This window comes from Streptomyces sp. B6B3 (assembly GCF_039871525.1).
Taxonomy (GTDB): domain Bacteria; phylum Actinomycetota; class Actinomycetes; order Streptomycetales; family Streptomycetaceae; genus Streptomyces.
In genome coordinates this window covers 133,338-148,013 of sequence record NZ_JBDPLU010000002.1, presented here as the reverse complement: position 1 = coordinate 148,013, position 14,676 = coordinate 133,338, and the positions used below count along the sequence as shown (strand labels likewise).

Sequence of the window (14,676 nt, the reverse complement as noted above, 5' to 3'; positions counted from 1 at the left end):
GTCAGTCTACGTCGGCCCTCCGTTCCGCCACGCGCCCGTCGCGCAACACCAGATGGGAGCCGGTGAAACGGGACCGCATGCGCCGGTCGTGCGTGACGACCACCAGCGCGCCGGCGTACCCCACCAGCGCCTCCTCCAGCTCCTCGACGAGGGCGGGGGAGAGGTGGTTGGTCGGCTCGTCGAGCAGCAGCAGGTCCACCGGCTCGCTCACCAGCCGGGCCAGCTCGATCCGGCGGCGCTGCCCGTACGACAGCTCGCCCACCCGCAGCCGCAGGTCGGACGGGCTGAACAGGCCCAGGGACAGCAGCCGCGCGGCGTGCTCGTCCCGGTCACCGACCCGGCCCCGCGCGAACGCCTGGACGACGGTCAGCCGCGGCGGCCACGGCGTCTCCTCCTGCCGCAGATGCCCGACCCGCCCGCGCACCCGCACCGCGCCGGCGTCGGGCGCCAACTCCCCGGCCAGCACCCGCATCAGCGTGCTCTTGCCCGCGCCGTTCGGCCCGGTGACCAGCAGCCGTTCCCCCGGCACGAGGCGCAGCGACTCCACCGACAGCCGCTCCCCGACGCGCACGTCGCGCAGCTCGGCGAGGACCTCGCCGGCCGAGGGTTCCGTGGCGTCGTCCACAGGGCTCGCCGCACCGGCCGCCCGGCCCACCGGCCGCGGCTCGCCGGCCGGCGCCTCGACGCTCCTCGCCTCCGGAGCCTCGGCGGCCTCCGCCTCCGACTCCGCCCGTACGTCCGGCTCGGCGTCCGGTTTCGCCTCCGGCTCGGCCGTGGTGATCCGGGCGGTGAAGGTGAGTGGCTCGGGGGGCGGGGCCACCGGATCCTCCGTCAGCCGCGCGATGCGCTCCTTCGCGTTGCGGATCCGCACCATCGCGCCGTGCCCGCGCCCCCGGGCGCGAAACCCGCCGTGCCCGAAGGCCGCCATCGGCAGCTTGCGCGGGATGCCGTCCAGCCGGGCCGCGTTCGCGTCGACCAGCCGCCGGTTCCGCTCCACCTCCTCGCGCCACGCCTCGTACTCCCGCAGCCGCCGCCGGCGTTCGGCCGCCTTCGCGACGAGATAGCCCTCGTAGCCGTCCCCGTACCGCGCCACCCGGCCGTGGCCGACCTCCAGCACGGTGGTGGTGAGCCGGTCCAGGAACACCCGGTCGTGGGTGACCGCCACCACGGTGCCGCGGTGGCCGCGCAGGTACTCCTCCAACCACTCCAGGGCCTGGTCGTCCAGGTCGTTCGTCGGCTCGTCGAGCAGCAGCAGTTCGGGACGCGCCGCCAGCGTGGCGGCCAACGCCAGCCGCGACCGTTCGCCGCCGGACAGCGTGCCCAGGCGCCGGTCCCGGTCCAGCCGCGGCAGGCCGAGACCGTGCAGCGCGATGTCCACGCGCGCGTCCGCCTCGTACCCGCCGCGTGCCTCGTACCGCTCCAGCACCCCGGCGTACGCCCGCAGCGCGCGGTCGAGCTCCGGGCCCGGAGCCTCCGCCGCCATCCGCGCCTCGACGTGGCGCAGCTCCGCCTCCAGCTCGCGCAGGTCCGCCAGCGCCAGGTCCACGGCGTCCGCGACGCCGGCCTCGGGCGGCAGCGCCAGCGTCTGCGGCAGGTACCCGACGCCGCCGGGCGCGGACACGACCAGCTCGCCGTTGTCCGCGGGCTCCCGGCCGGCCATGATCCGTAGCAGCGTCGACTTCCCGGAGCCGTTGTCGCCGATGACCCCGACCTTCTCGCCCGGTTTGACGGTCAACGAGACCCGGTCGAGCACGACGTGCTCGTCAAAGCGCTTGGTGATGTCGTGTAGGGCCAATTGTGAGGTGTGCATGAGGGTGCCCCCTGTTCCCGGCCAGGCCGATCGAGACGGATCGATGCCGCCCGCGCGCCGGACCGGCGCGACGAGCCCCTACGGGGACGACCACGGAGCAACGCTCCACGCGGCCACCCACCACCCGGCCCTCACAGAGTTCCCATGCCCGGCATCGTACGGACCCCCACCGCCCCGCGGCAATCGCTTACCGAGGAACCGGCCGGCCGCGACCGCCGCGGCGCCCTCGCCACCCGGGGCCACCGCGCCCCGGGCCGCCGCCACCCGGGAGCCGCGACGCGGTCAGCCGCCGGCCAGCTCGCCGAGCATCGCGGCCCTGCGTTCGTCGGAGGTGAACGCCGCCCGGATCGCGTTCCGGGTGAAGCCCGCGAGCTGCTCGACGCTCATGCCGAGTCCGGCCGCCACGGCGTACTCCTGCTCGATCGTCGTGCTGAGCTGGACGGGATTGTCCGTGGCCAGGGTGACCGCGACGCCCGCCTCGACCAGGCGCGGCAGCGGATGCTCCTCGATCTCCGGCAGGACGCCGAAATAGGTGTTGCACGTCAACGCGCATTCCAGCGTCACGCCCCTGTCAACCAGCAGGTGCAGCAACTCCGGGTCCGCCGCGGCATGTATGCCGTGCCCGATCCTGGTCAGACCCGGCATTCGCGCGGCGGCGGCGATATTGGCCGTCGACACCTCGCCCGCATGCGCCGTTATCCCCAGACCGGCTTCGGCGAATCGCTCCGCCAGCCGGTACATGGGGGTCCAGTCCGCCTCGGTGTCGTACGGCGCGTAGAGGAAGTCGATCCCCGCCAGCCCTTCGCCGGCCGCGCGGACGCAGCCGTCGGCGAACGCGTCCGTGCGTTCGGGATCCCGCCCCGCGTGGACGACGATCGCCAGCGCCTCGGCGCGCAGGCGCGGATAGTCGGCACGCACCTGCTGCTCGGCCCGCCGAAACATCGACATGAAGCCGTCGCGGGTGACGACCTCGCCACCACAGCGAATCTCGACGTACCACGCGCCGGCGGCAGCGTGGTCGCGCATCAGCGCCGCGAACCGCGCGACGAACAGATCGTCGTCATCGTCGTGTTCGAGCGGAACCGGCTGCACCGACCCGATCCGCTGCAGGCGCTCCTTGCCGGGCGGAAGCTCGGCCGCCAGCCGCCGACGCCAGGCCGACCAGTCGTAGGGCTCCCGGCCCTCGCGTTCGGCCAGGACCAGATCCAGATAACGAGTCGCTTCCTGATGGACGTGCAGATCGGCCTTCGGCAGATTGGCAAGGGAACTCGATATCTTCACCGCCCTACTCTAGGGGCTGGTGGATGCCCGATCAAGCGAACAGTGTCGCTGATTCGGGGGCCTGCCTGCGGTGGTCCCTGCGTGCCCGCAGATAGGAAATCCCGATACTGATGCGGGCGCGGGTGGTGCCGAACAGCCGGCTCCTGACATGTCGTCCCAGTAGCCGAAGTGCATATGGCTGCCGTACGATTCGGCCAGAATACCGGTGAGTGCGTCAAAGAACTTGTCGTCCGACTCTTCCATGCGCTCGCGACTCTGGGGCATCCGGCTCTCCTTCAAAGAAGAAACGGCAGCGAGGCGCGTCTTCGGCTCCCTCTTCCGGCGAAATCGGTGAACCCATTCGGCGGTGCCGCCCAAGGGCGGGGACATCTGCGGGGACTGGCGTCGTTCGTTCGTGCCATCAGCGCCGCCACCGGTACCCTCACCTAAGATATTCGCTCGAATATCACAGGTGACACATGGAAGTGGAGTCACGCGGTTCACCTGCGCACCTGGGCGCACGACGGGTGCACAACCCAGGTGCGCTGTCGCGACGGGACCGCTCCATCGAGAGGTTTGGCCACCATCGCGACCCGGACAGCAGGATCATGAACGGCGCAGCTCCACGGACGGTCCCAACACCGCGGCGTCCCGGTAGTCCGCGGGGGACACCCCGTACGCGGAGCGGAAGACGCGGCTGAAGACCGCCGCGTGGCTGAAGCCCCACCGGGTGGCGATCCTGTGCACGGGCGTCGCCCGGAGCAACGGGTCGGCCAGGTCCCGGCGCGCATGTTCCAGGCGCTGACGGCGGATCCACGCGGCGGCCGTGACGCCGCCGCCGTAGTCACGGAACAGCTGGTGCAGGTGGCTCACCGATATGTGGTGCGCCGCCGCGGCGGTGCGCGGAGTCAGCTCTGGATCGTGCAGGTGCAGCCCCATGAAGCCCTGGACGCGCAGGAGTAGACTCCGGTGGTGGGACGCGTGGACCAGCGTCGCGTCGTCGTCGAGCAGGTGGGCGATCGCCGCCTGCACCAGTTCGAGCAGCGCCGCACCGAGCCGTGGCCCGTCGGCGGGCCGGTACCCGCCCGTGCCCGCCGCCATCTCGTCGGCCAGCCGCTCAACGAAACCGGAGAGCAGCGCGCCGACCCCCTCCTCGCCCGGCAGTTGCTGCCCCAGCACCCGGTCCGTCCAGCCCTCGGGTAACGCGAGCCGCCGCTTGGGCACGACGACCGCGGCGACCCGGACCGGACCCCCCTCCGCGGGCGCTCCGAACGCGAAGCTCTCCAGCCTGGTCTGGTCGTGGATCCCCAGATCGCCCTGCCCGACGGTGCTCTGCCGCCCGTTCCACCTCGTGTGCATCGACCCGCGCGTCGGCAGCACGAACTGGTACGTCCCCCGGGGGGTCTCCAGCCCCTGGGTGCACAGCTCGCGCTGGTTCGTGAGCTGAATCGCCGCCACCTGGACCGGCCCCAGCGAGACCACCCGATGCTCGGACGCGGGAGCGCCGCGCCCCTCTCCCGGGCCGACGTCCCGGCGTCCACCGACCTCGACCGACCTTCCCATCCCCGAAACCCCCCTCATCCCGTCCCCACCCCGATCAACGGCCCGTGGGGCCCCGCCATTCCCGTCCATCAACGGAACATCAAGTACCCGCGACCGATGGTCAATGCCCCAAACTCGCGGGTCGCGCAGGCTGGAGAAACGCGCGAGCCACGCGCGGCGCAAGGAACACGAGGAGGCGCAAATGCGGTCACGCACCCGACGTATGGTCCTGGCGGTCCCCGTCCTCACCGTCGCCCTGCTCTCCGCAGCGGCAACCCCGGCGCTCGCGGACAACCACGTCGACGACGCCACCGACCGCCACACGGCCACGGTGACCCCGGACGACAACTGGCCGAAGGACGTGTGGCCCAAGGTCCCCTGACCTCCGGAGGACCGCGCCCCACGCCGACGCTCGGCGTCACGGGCGTGGTGCGCCTGCCCGGGGCCGGCTGCGGAGGGGATAGCCGGCCCCGGGTGGGGGTGGTTGAGCGGAAGTCAGCTCAGCCGGTTCGGACGGGAAGTGAGCACCACCGACTGTCTGATGGAACCCGGGCGCGCCCGCCCGCGTTCTCGGGGAGTGACGCACGCGGCGTGCCTCGTCGCCACCGGAGCCGGAACGGCGGCCCTGCTCCTGGCCGACCGTCTCCCGCTGTGGATGGGGCAGGAGCCTGCCGTCCATGGGCGTTGACCTGATGCGGGAGGACGATCCCGGAGCGCAGGCCGTCCGGCGGGCGGAGGACCCACCCGCCCCGGTGGACCTGGAGACGGGCATCGCGCGGATCCGCCGTACCTACCGGTGCGGACGCGCCGCTGCCGAAGGAGTGATGGTGTGAACGGGCTCCTCTCCCTTCTGGTCCTCACCGGAAGCCTGCTCGCCGTCATGGGCGTTCTCACGTGGCTCGCGTCCCGCATCCGGCGCCGCGGGATGGCCAGGGACGCGTTCCAGGTCATCACGGGGGCCCACGACACGATGTACCGGCCGACAGCCGAGGAATCCCACTACGAGGTCCAGGCCCAGGCCGAACGCAAGACCCCGCTCTCCTCCTCGGACACCCCCTGGCGCCCGTCCGGCGCAAGAGGCCCCCGTACGCCTCGGGACTCCACCCGTTCTCCCCGACGCCCCTCGTGGCGGGCCCTCCGCCGCCGCGGCCGCTGAGACCCGGCTCAACACCGAAACACCGTGCGCGGCACGTCCCGGAAACCGGGACACCCGGCGCACGATCTCCCGGGCGTCCCGGCCGCTCACGCATCCGTCGGTCGCTTGATCTCGTACCGCGTGTGCTGCCCGAGGACTACGGGTTCCCGTCCGTGCCGCAGGAGCGCGAGGCGGGCGGCGCGGCCAGGGACCCAACGCAGGTCCACCACCTGGAAGAACAGCCCGTCCACGGCGAGGAGATCGCCGATGCGGATGCTCTGCGCGCCGACCTCCATGAGCTGGTGCCTCCTGCCGCCCCCGGTATCGTCCCGCGCACCGGCGAGCGAGGCTTGGGGCACGCGCCAGAGGTCCGTCACGGTACGCGTGAACGAGTGGTGTCCCGCTTCGTCCTGCCCCTGCCGCCGGGCGTGGTCGGCCGCCCATCGCTGAGGGCGGTCCGGGGTCTCCGACGGGGGAGAGGCGTGCTGGCAGGTCATGCACTCGAAGACGTAGGCCTGGCGGGCACCGTGTTCGCGGGCGAGGTCAGGCATCCGTCCGGGTCACCCCCGTTCGTAAGCCGCCGGCGAGCACCGGCCGCACGCTGAATTCGTAGACGGTGTCGTGGGTCGAGTCGGCGTAGCTGATCACCAGGCCGCGCAGCAGCAGCCGCAGGTACATGGACCAGGTCGGCTGGTGGTTCAGCCACTCGTGCACCGACGTCGTGAAGCCCGGGGCGTCGTCCGCCTGATGATTCGCGATCTCGCAGGCCCGGCCTCGCAGCCACCGCAGGGCGAGCCGGGGGTCCGCGTCGAAGCCGTCGCCGAGGTGGAACAGGGTCCCGTCTCCCGGCACGTACGCCACGGCCTCGACGCGGTACCCGACCGCGGGGCTCACCGCGCGTCCTCCGGCGCCGGCCCGCAGCTGAACCAGATTTTCTTCCCGGTCGGCACGACCCACCACCCCATCCGGCCCTCGACCATGTGGTGCAGCAGCCACAGCCCGCGTCCGTCGATGTCCGAGGGATCGGGACAGAGGATGCGCGGCAGCCGGTGCGAGTGGTCCTCGACGGTGACCACGACGGCTGTCCCGACGCGGCGGAGCGTCAGCGCGCAGCGCGGATCCCCGGCGTGCGCCAGCACGTTGCTGAGCAGTTCGGTGACGCCGAGCAGCACCGCCTCCTCCGCCCCGCGCGCCGCCTCCCACTCCGCGACCACGCCCCCCACCCGCCGCCGCCACCCCGGCACCTCCGCCGCACGCAACGTCACTTCCCACCGACGCGAGTTGAGCTCTTCCCGAACCGCGATTGCCATCTCACGTACCTCCGAGGCCCCGACGAGACGCTGGCCGTGTTCGGCTGACGGACGACGACATGCCGTCAGTCAGCGAACACGCAGCGTCAATGAATGATGGAGGGCACCGGAGAAGGAAGTCAAGTCTGTGAATGGCAATGTGCCATTCGATGCGCCGAGCATGTGTACTACGCTGCGAGCGTGAGGCTGTCGGCTGGCTGTTGGCTACGGTTGAGAGCCGGCCGCGCGGACATCAGGGAGACGTGTCGATGGCCATCGTCGCCAGCGGGAGTCCGCTGACCGCCCGGAGGAAGCTGGGCGGTGAGCTCCGCCGGCTGCGCGATCGTGCCGGCCTGACGGCGGAGGAGGTAGGCGCCGAGCTCGGCTGCCACAACTCGAAGATCACCAGGGTGGAGACCGCCAAGCGGGCGTGCACGAAGCGCGACTTCGAGGCCCTGATGAACCTCTACGAGGTCCCCGACGACAAGCGGGCCGAGCTCGCCCAGCTGATGATCCGAGGCAGACAGCGCGTCCCACCGTGGTGGGACGCGTACGCGGACGTGATCTCCGCCAACTACGCCGAGTTCCTGGCCTACGAGGCCGAGGCGGTCCGCTGCTACGAGTACCAGCCGCTGCTGATCCCCGCTCAACTACAGACGGAGGACTACGCCCGCGCCGTGACGGCGGTGAGTTTCCTGGCACTCGGTCCCGACCAGGTCGAGGGTCTCGTCGAGGTGCGTATGCGCCGCCAGCAGAGGCTGCACGAGGAAGCGCCACTCGCGCTGGAAGCCGTGGTCACCGAGGCGGCGCTCAGGCTGCTCGTCGGCGGGTCCGAGACCATGCGTGCACAACTCCGCCACCTCCGACAGGTCTCGGCCCTGTCGCACGTGTCGATCCGAGTCATTCCCTTTGACGCCGGGGAGAAGGCCGCCTGTACAGGCGCCTTCACGCTCCTCGGCACGGGGCAGGATGCCGACGCCGACGCGGCGTTCACGGAGGCTGCGGACAACACGGCGAACTTCCGTGATGATCCGCTCACGTTGAGACGACTCAATCGACTGTTCCAGAGCTTGGCTCAGGCTGCTCTTCCCACGCAAGATAGCCTCGAACTGGTGGAGCAGATCGAGGAAGCGACCAGGTGATGGACGGAACGCGCAAAGCGGGGATAGCCGACCTGAGGGGTGCCACGTGGCGCACGAGCAGCTACACGGCCGGTAACGGCAACTGCGTTGAGGTTGCCACGCTCTCTGACCGAGCGGGTGTGGCGATCCGTGACTCGAAGGATCGACGCGCGAGGGACGCTCGGGCTTCACGAGAAGCCTGGGAGGCGTTCATGACCGCACTCGCGAGTGACTCTCTGTGATCGAAGCTAGTCGATGAAAGTCCGTGCAAGATGCACAGCTGAGAGTCCCTGACATAGCATCTGGACCGCGAGATGGAACGGTCTGCCCGCCAGATGACTGGCGGGCAGAGGTAGATGCAGGAGAGTTAGGCCATCTGGGCCGAGTGCTGCGTTTTCCCGGATTGGTCATTGAGGTAGATGCAGTCGGCCTGGATCACGTACTGCGCAGAACGCGCTGTCGAATGCTCCACTGACTGACCCAACTCAAGCCGCGGAGTTGGGCTAGTGAACGACGGAATGCTCGGTGCCAACGAGTAGCCTGCATAGACCAGGGCCGGGACGGCAATGGCTCCGGCTAGCATTCGGAGTGCGGTGCTCACTGTGTAGATGGGGACTTTCTAACGATTTGGACGGAAGGATGCTCAAAGAGAGCCGATGGTGGCCTGTTTGAACAGGTCCATTCTACGTCCTAGATCGTCTTCCTCGCAAATTCGTACCCAGGGTACCCGTTAGGCAGTGCGTGGCGAGAGCTTTGTCCACAATATCTGCCGGAAATCACCCCGTCGCCCCTTCTTGTCGTTGGCGCATAAGTTTGGTAAGGATTTGCTTCGCCTCTGAGATGGCACTCGGGGACTTCGTTTGTTCGGCAACTTGGAGTGCATGCTGGGCATGTGCTATCGCTACTTCTTTCCGTTGATAGTATTGATCAAGAAGTGCCATGTTCAGCAGGATCTGCACCTTCTCGGCTCCGGCTCTGATCTCCTCTGCTATATCCAGCGCTCTGCGGTGATGGGCCGCAGATTCAGCAAAGTGTCCCATCATTCGGAAAGTTATGCCGATCCCGTCCAAAGAGAGCATCTCCCGGCGTCTCTCGCCGATGCTGCGGAAGGCGGAAAGGGCTTGCCGATATAAGTCCAGTGAGCCGTCTAGTTGACCGGTGAGCTGGTGAACTTTGGCGCGGTTCATCTGAATCGTTGCTCGTTCTGCGGCGTGTCCATATTTTCGCGCGAGATTCCAAGCCCGATCATATGATGCACGGGCTCGCTCTGTTGAACCGGTGACGCGATGCAGATCTCCGATGTTGTTCAGAACTGCTGCCTGCACATGTTCGTCTCCGCACGATCGGAACTTGGAAAGCGCATACTGAAAAGACGTCAGCGCTGAATCATGCTCTCCTAGGCGGAGTAAAGTTATGCCCATATTATTGTAGGCGCGAGCTTGTTGGCGCTGATCTGTCATGCTCAGCCTCAGCTCCAAAGCGGAGCGTTGCAGAGAAAGTGACTTATGAAAGTCGCCAAGATAGCCGTAAGGTACGGCCAGTTGGTGAAGCGCCTCTGCTCTTCCTTCGTGGTCGCCTGCAGCACTTGCCATTTCAAGCGCTCTGTCTGCCGCCGACATCGCCTGGGAGTAACGGTCCGCGTGTGCGTGGGTGAGGCTTAGGTCTATCAGCGCGCGCACCTCGGCGCGCTCGTCGCCCACGGAACGCCAGTGAGAAACGGATCGCTGGTGCAGCCTGTCGGCTACTGCACCATGACGCTCCTCGTCTAGGAGTCCTCCTAAGGCGTTGGCGAACAGGGCGGCACGGGAGGGAGGGCCAGCAACCCATGCCTGTTCTGCGACGGCGATCAGATTCATTCGCTCAGAAACGAGCCACTGATGGGCATCTGCGCGATCGTCCCAGCCCAACGGTGTGTTCGTCGCGTAGTCGGCCGGGGTCTCGATGCGTGCGCGGTGTGGGTAGGTGATGCGATCTGCGACGTCAGCGGCGATGAGATAAAAGTCAAGAAGGCGATCGACGGCCTCCTTGCGCTCCTCATCGGTCTCCTCGGCAACCGCGAGGTTGGTTGCGAATTCACGCAACAGATCGTGAAGCCGATACCGATGTGGAGCAGGCTCCTGGATGATATGGAAGTTGAGGAGATCCTCTAGTATGTGTTCCGTCGTGTGGAGATCAAGCCCTGCGAGACAGGATGCCGCATGAGGGCTGATATCGTTTGTGCTGTGCAGCCCTAGACGGCGGAAGACCATCTGCTGCTCACTGCTGAGCCACTGATAAGAGAAATTGAAGCTTTGTGCAATTGCCCCTGTGCTGTCATCTATCTCTCTGAGGCGCTTATCTGAATTCACCACCCGTTGGGCGATCTCGGTTATGCTCCAAGTGGGATGGGAGTTCAGGCGGCTGGCTGTGATCTCAATGGCTAATGGGAGGTATGCGCAGAGCCTGGCAATCTCAGCGACCGCTGTGTTCGCTGATGCCCGTGCGTCTCCAATCCTCTCCTGGAACAGGGAGATCGCGTCTTCTTCCGACAGTACGTCGAGGTGGACATGCTGATGTCCATGAAGCTTTGTGAGCCGGCGACGGCTTGTCGTGATAACCAGGCACTCGGGGTTCCCAGGTAACAGTGGGAGTACTTGATCTGTGTTCGCCGCATCGTCTAACAGGATAAGCATGCGACGATTGGCGAGAAGGGAACGCCACAGTGTGACGGCCGCATCCAGATCCTGAGGCATCCTTTCTGCCGGAACACCCAAAGCTCGTAGCAACCGGTCCAGCGCCTCCGCTGGTGTGAGCGGAGCATGGTCTCCAGCGTGTGCCCCGAGCGGGATGTAGAGTTGGCCGTCTGGAAATAGCGGTGCGAGCTCATGTGCTGCATGTATCGCCAGTGCGGACTTGCCGATACCTGGCATTCCTGCGATCAATTCGAGAGAGGCCACTTTCCCTGTCTCGCGCGATCGCATCGCGGCCTGATAGATTCTCTCCATCTCGACTGCTCGTCCTACGAACGGAACCCGATGAGGGAGATTGTTGGGCGGAGAGTCGGAAGAGAGATGGATGGAGTCTCGGGGAACGGGATTGGGGATCAACGCTCTAAAATCACTATTTCGGAGAATTCCTAGTTGGACATCACGGAGACGGCCTCCGGGTTCGGAGGCGAGTTCCACGCTGAGGCGACGCCGGACGGTCTGGTAAACATCCAGAGCCTGTGCCGTGCGACCTCGTCCGTACAAGGCGAGCATCAAGTGCTCGGCGAGTGCCTCGTCGGTCGGGTGTTGTGCTGCCAGAGGAGAGAGACAGCCGATCGCTTCGGCGAAGCGGGTGCGGCGCAGGGCGATGCCAGCGCGGATCAGAGCGACATCGAGATGCGTGTGCGAGAGGGCTACGCGTGTCTGCTCCCCCCACAGGCCGGGGAGGCCGGCCAAGGGCTCGCCGCGCCATAGTGGCTCGGCCTCACCGACCAAGCGCAGGGCCTGCTCGTCATCGCCGGAGTCGGCGAGCGATCGTGCCTGTGCGGCAAGTGTCGCGTAACGACGGGCGTCGATCGATTGCGCGTCCGCTTCGAGCCAGTAGGTGCCCGAACCGCCCTCGATGGTGGGGCTGCCCGCGCCTCCCACCTCGCGGAGCTTCCGCCTCAGTCGTGAGACGTATGGCTGGAGCCGCTTCCCTGCGTCTGTGCCTGACGTGTCACCGTCCCACATCCGTTCGACGAGTGTGTCCGCCGGGATCTGGCGGCCCACGTCGTAGGCCAGGCAGGCAAGGAGGTGCCGTTCCTTGAGTGAACCCAGAGCGTGAGACTGACCGTTCGCCCACAGGTCGACCGTGCCGAGTATGCGGAGTTCCACCCCCAGCGCCCCTCCTCGCCGGTATCGGACTCTCCATCAGATGTCGGTCCCTTTCGAGGATGACACCCGACACAGCCCGCGACTAGTCATCGGCGCGAGCACCGGGGGCGCACCGTTGTTGGGCCGTGCGCCCCCCGTGGAGCGTCCTGTCTCGACATGGTGCTGTGACGTGATGCGGCATCCGGGGCATCCATGCCCAGAGGGGCATTCTTTCTACGCTTTCGAGCGATCGTGCGGTTGCACGTGCGCTGACCGAGGGCAACTTCCTGAGTGGGGGGAGTGATGCCGGTGCGAGAGCTAGGGGAGAGGCTCGCGTACGTCGTCGGCGGCGGGCGGGGGTCAGGCGCGTGGACGGCGTTGTCCGCGCTCGTGTTGTCCATCGTTGCCACGGATTCTGCCGTGGCCGAGGCATGGCAACGGGTCGAGAGGGGCGGCGCTGCGATGGAGGACGTTCAGGAACTGGCACGTTCGCTCACGCGGAGGGCAGCGGAGGACCCCGTCTTCGGCAGGGAGCTGCGCCGGTTGGTGATGGGGGAAGAGGGGCAGCACACGAATCTGATCGGGGAATCCGCCCAGGTGCTGGGGCCCAGCGTGCAGGCGCGGGACATCGCGGGCGGCGTGCACTTTCACCAGGCGCCGACCAGCCCGCCGCCCCCGAGCCGGCCAGTGCCCCGGCAACTGCTGCCGGTTCCGGCCACGTTCACCGGGCGGCAGGAGGATCTGCGGGCCCTCGACGCGTTGCGGGATGCGCGGGACACCGGCGTTCCCCAGATCATCGTGGTCTCCGGGCCGGGTGGGGTCGGGAAGACGACGCTGACCTCGCGTTACTTACGTGACAGGCAGGCCGATTTCCCCGATGGCCAGCTCTACGCTGACCTGCGCGGCTTCGCCCCCAGCGAGTCGCCGAGCGCCGGGGAGGTGCTCGGGCACCTGCTCCGCTCGCTCGGGGAGCAGGAGATCCCCGCCACGCTTCCCGAGCAGACCGCGCTGTGGCGGTCCACCACCGCAGGCCTGCGGTTCGCGCTGATGCTGGACAACGCGTCGACCGCCGCCCACGTGCGGACCCTGCTGCCGAGCGCGCCCGACGCACTGGTCGTGGTCACCAGCCGGCACCGGCTCTCCGGCCTGGTCACCGACGGCGCCGTGTTCCACCAACTCGGCCTGCTCGACGACGGCACGGCCATGGAACTGCTCGCGCGCAGCGTGGGCCGCCAGCGCGTGGACCGCGACCGGTCGGCGGCCCTGGAGATCGTCACGCTGTGCGCCTTCCTGCCGCTGGCGGTCTGCCTGGCCGCCGCGCGCCTCGCCTCCCGACCCGAACAACCCATCGCGGCCCTCGCGGCCGCCCTCACCCGGGGCACGGGACCGATCGGCGCACTACGCGCGGAGGGGACACCAACGGTGCAGACGGTTCTGGACGAGTCCTACGGGGCGCTGACCCCGGAGCAGGCGCGGACCTATCGGCGACTGGGGCTGCTGCCGGTCCCGGACTTCGACGTGGACCTGGCAGCCGCGGCCTGCGACCTGGAGGAGGCGGACGCGGAGCGACTACTGGAGGCGCTGGCCGAGGCGAACCTGTTGGAGGAGACGCCCGGGGAGCGGTACCGCTTCCACGACCTGGTCCGGGCACATGCCGCACAGCGCGGAGCGCGGGACGATACGGAGGCGACCCGACACGCAACGGCGCGCCGCCTGGTGGACTGGTGCCTGGCCAGGGCGAGTGCGGCGGACAGGCTGTTGGCACCCGCCCACCGCAGTCTGCCGATCGACCTTGAGTTTCCGCCCGCCGCGCCAGTGCCGTTCACGGACGAACGAGGTGCGCTGGCCTGGTCCCGCACGCACCACGAGACGCTGATGTCCGTGCTGCGCGCCGCCGCCGAGGCTGGCTGGCCGGCCGCGGTCTGGCAGTTGACCGACGCGATGTGGCCGGCTTTCGCGCGGCTGCGCGGCTACGAATCCTGGATCGAGGCCCACCGCCTCGGTCTCGCCGCCGCGCGCGGGGCGGGCGAGCGTGGCGCGGAGATGCGGATGCTCACCTCGGGCGCCAAGGGGCTGGTGAGGGCGGGCCAGCACGAGGAGGCGCGGGAGTGGTACGAGCGCGCGCTGGTGCTCGCCCGTGAGGCCGACGATCCACGGGACGAGGCCCAGGCGCTCAGCGGCCTGGGCACCTGTAGCCGGGCCGTGGGGCGGCTGGCGGCGGCGGAGGAGTACTACCGGAGGGCGCTGGCGTTGCGCGAGGCGGTGGGTGACCGACGTCAGGTGGCGCTCTCCCGCCTCCGCCTGGGCGAGATGGCCTTCGAACAGGAGCGCCACGGGGAGGCGGTGGAACACCTCTCGCTGGCCCGGGCGGGACTGGTCGCCGTACAGGACGCCTACGACGCGGCCCGCGCGCGTGCGTTGCTCGGCTTCGCCCTGGCCAACAGCGGCAGGCGGGCTGACGGGATCGGCGAGTTGCGGGCGAGCCTCGCCGAGTTCGACGACACCGGCTCCGGGTTCTGGCGCGGCAGGGCGCTGGAGATGCTGGGCCAACTCGCCGCGGCCGAGGACCAGACGAGGGCGCGGGAGCACTACGGGGAGGCGTTGGCGCGTTTCGCGGGCAGCCCGGTGGACGCCGAGCGTGTGGAACGGCGCCTGCGGGAGCTGGGTCCCGCAGGCGCCTGAGCCCTGTCCGCGAGCG

13 protein-coding genes are annotated in these 14,676 nt (G+C 68.6%); 6 read left to right on the top strand and 7 right to left on the bottom strand.

Translation table 11 applies throughout. The annotated features are described in order from the left end of the window. Position 1: 1 nt before the first annotated feature. The 3 genes from ABGB06_RS04915 to ABGB06_RS04905 all read right to left on the bottom strand — a co-directional run bounded on the left by ABGB06_RS04915 (position 2) and on the right by ABGB06_RS04905 (position 4,633). Positions 2 to 1,810 (bottom strand): ABC-F family ATP-binding cassette domain-containing protein, encoded by a 1,809-nt coding sequence (locus ABGB06_RS04915; protein WP_347585641.1) that lies wholly within the window; start codon positions 1,808 to 1,810, stop codon positions 2 to 4. 282 nt (positions 1,811 to 2,092) lie between these two features. Next, the gene (locus tag ABGB06_RS04910) at positions 2,093 to 3,091 is read right to left on the bottom strand and encodes a hypothetical protein (RefSeq protein WP_347585639.1); all 999 of its coding nucleotides are present in this window, start codon (positions 3,089 to 3,091) and stop codon (positions 2,093 to 2,095) included. 585 nt (positions 3,092 to 3,676) lie between these two features. Continuing rightward, positions 3,677 to 4,633 (bottom strand): AraC family transcriptional regulator, encoded by a 957-nt coding sequence (locus ABGB06_RS04905; RefSeq protein ID WP_347585637.1) that lies wholly within the window; start codon positions 4,631 to 4,633, stop codon positions 3,677 to 3,679. Positions 4,634 to 4,814: 181 nt separating this feature from the next. Here ABGB06_RS04905 and ABGB06_RS04900 point away from each other — a divergent pair, with 181 nt between their 5' ends. The 3 genes from ABGB06_RS04900 to ABGB06_RS04890 all read left to right on the top strand — a co-directional run bounded on the left by ABGB06_RS04900 (position 4,815) and on the right by ABGB06_RS04890 (position 5,768). Next, complete coding sequence (locus ABGB06_RS04900) at positions 4,815 to 4,994, top strand: hypothetical protein (RefSeq protein WP_347585635.1); 180 nt, start codon at positions 4,815 to 4,817, stop codon at positions 4,992 to 4,994. Positions 4,995 to 5,289: 295 nt separating this feature from the next. After that, positions 5,290 to 5,445 (top strand): hypothetical protein, encoded by a 156-nt coding sequence (locus ABGB06_RS04895; protein ID WP_347585633.1) that lies wholly within the window; start codon positions 5,290 to 5,292, stop codon positions 5,443 to 5,445. Then, positions 5,442 to 5,768 (top strand): hypothetical protein, encoded by a 327-nt coding sequence (locus ABGB06_RS04890; RefSeq protein WP_347585631.1) that lies wholly within the window; start codon positions 5,442 to 5,444, stop codon positions 5,766 to 5,768. Before ABGB06_RS04895 ends, ABGB06_RS04890 begins: the two co-directional genes overlap by 4 nt. 86 nt (positions 5,769 to 5,854) lie before the next feature. Here ABGB06_RS04890 and ABGB06_RS04885 read toward each other — a convergent pair whose 3' ends face one another. Genes ABGB06_RS04885 through ABGB06_RS04875 form a run of 3 tightly spaced genes read right to left on the bottom strand, consistent with a single transcriptional unit; the run spans position 5,855 to position 7,057 of the window. Next, positions 5,855 to 6,298, bottom strand: a complete 444-nt coding sequence (locus tag ABGB06_RS04885; protein ID WP_347585629.1) for a hypothetical protein — start codon at positions 6,296 to 6,298, stop codon at positions 5,855 to 5,857. Then, positions 6,291 to 6,641: a hypothetical protein gene (locus ABGB06_RS04880; RefSeq protein ID WP_347585627.1), complete on the bottom strand. Its 351-nt coding sequence runs from the start codon at positions 6,639 to 6,641 to the stop codon at positions 6,291 to 6,293. The genes ABGB06_RS04885 and ABGB06_RS04880 overlap by 8 nt, the downstream gene beginning before the upstream one ends. Next, on the bottom strand, positions 6,638 to 7,057 hold the full coding sequence (locus tag ABGB06_RS04875) for an ATP-binding protein (protein ID WP_347585625.1): 420 nt from the start codon (positions 7,055 to 7,057) through the stop codon (positions 6,638 to 6,640). Before ABGB06_RS04875 ends, ABGB06_RS04880 begins: the two co-directional genes overlap by 4 nt. Before the next feature lie 248 nt (positions 7,058 to 7,305). On the opposite strand from ABGB06_RS04875, the gene ABGB06_RS04870 reads away from it, so the two are divergent. After that, on the top strand, positions 7,306 to 8,178 hold the full coding sequence (locus ABGB06_RS04870) for a helix-turn-helix transcriptional regulator (protein WP_347585623.1): 873 nt from the start codon (positions 7,306 to 7,308) through the stop codon (positions 8,176 to 8,178). After that, positions 8,178 to 8,399 carry a DUF397 domain-containing protein gene (locus tag ABGB06_RS04865; protein ID WP_347586546.1) on the top strand — a complete coding sequence of 74 codons (222 nt, stop codon included), beginning with the start codon at positions 8,178 to 8,180 and terminating at the stop codon, positions 8,397 to 8,399. The genes ABGB06_RS04870 and ABGB06_RS04865 overlap by 1 nt, the downstream gene beginning before the upstream one ends. Before the next feature lie 534 nt (positions 8,400 to 8,933). Here ABGB06_RS04865 and ABGB06_RS04860 read toward each other — a convergent pair. Continuing rightward, positions 8,934 to 11,999, bottom strand: a complete 3,066-nt coding sequence (locus ABGB06_RS04860) for a tetratricopeptide repeat protein (protein WP_347585621.1) — start codon at positions 11,997 to 11,999, stop codon at positions 8,934 to 8,936. Between the two features lie 441 nt (positions 12,000 to 12,440). Here ABGB06_RS04860 and ABGB06_RS04855 point away from each other — a divergent pair, with 441 nt between their 5' ends. After that, positions 12,441 to 14,660, top strand: a complete 2,220-nt coding sequence (locus ABGB06_RS04855; protein WP_347585619.1) for a tetratricopeptide repeat protein — start codon at positions 12,441 to 12,443, stop codon at positions 14,658 to 14,660. Positions 14,661 to 14,676: the final 16 nt, after the last annotated feature.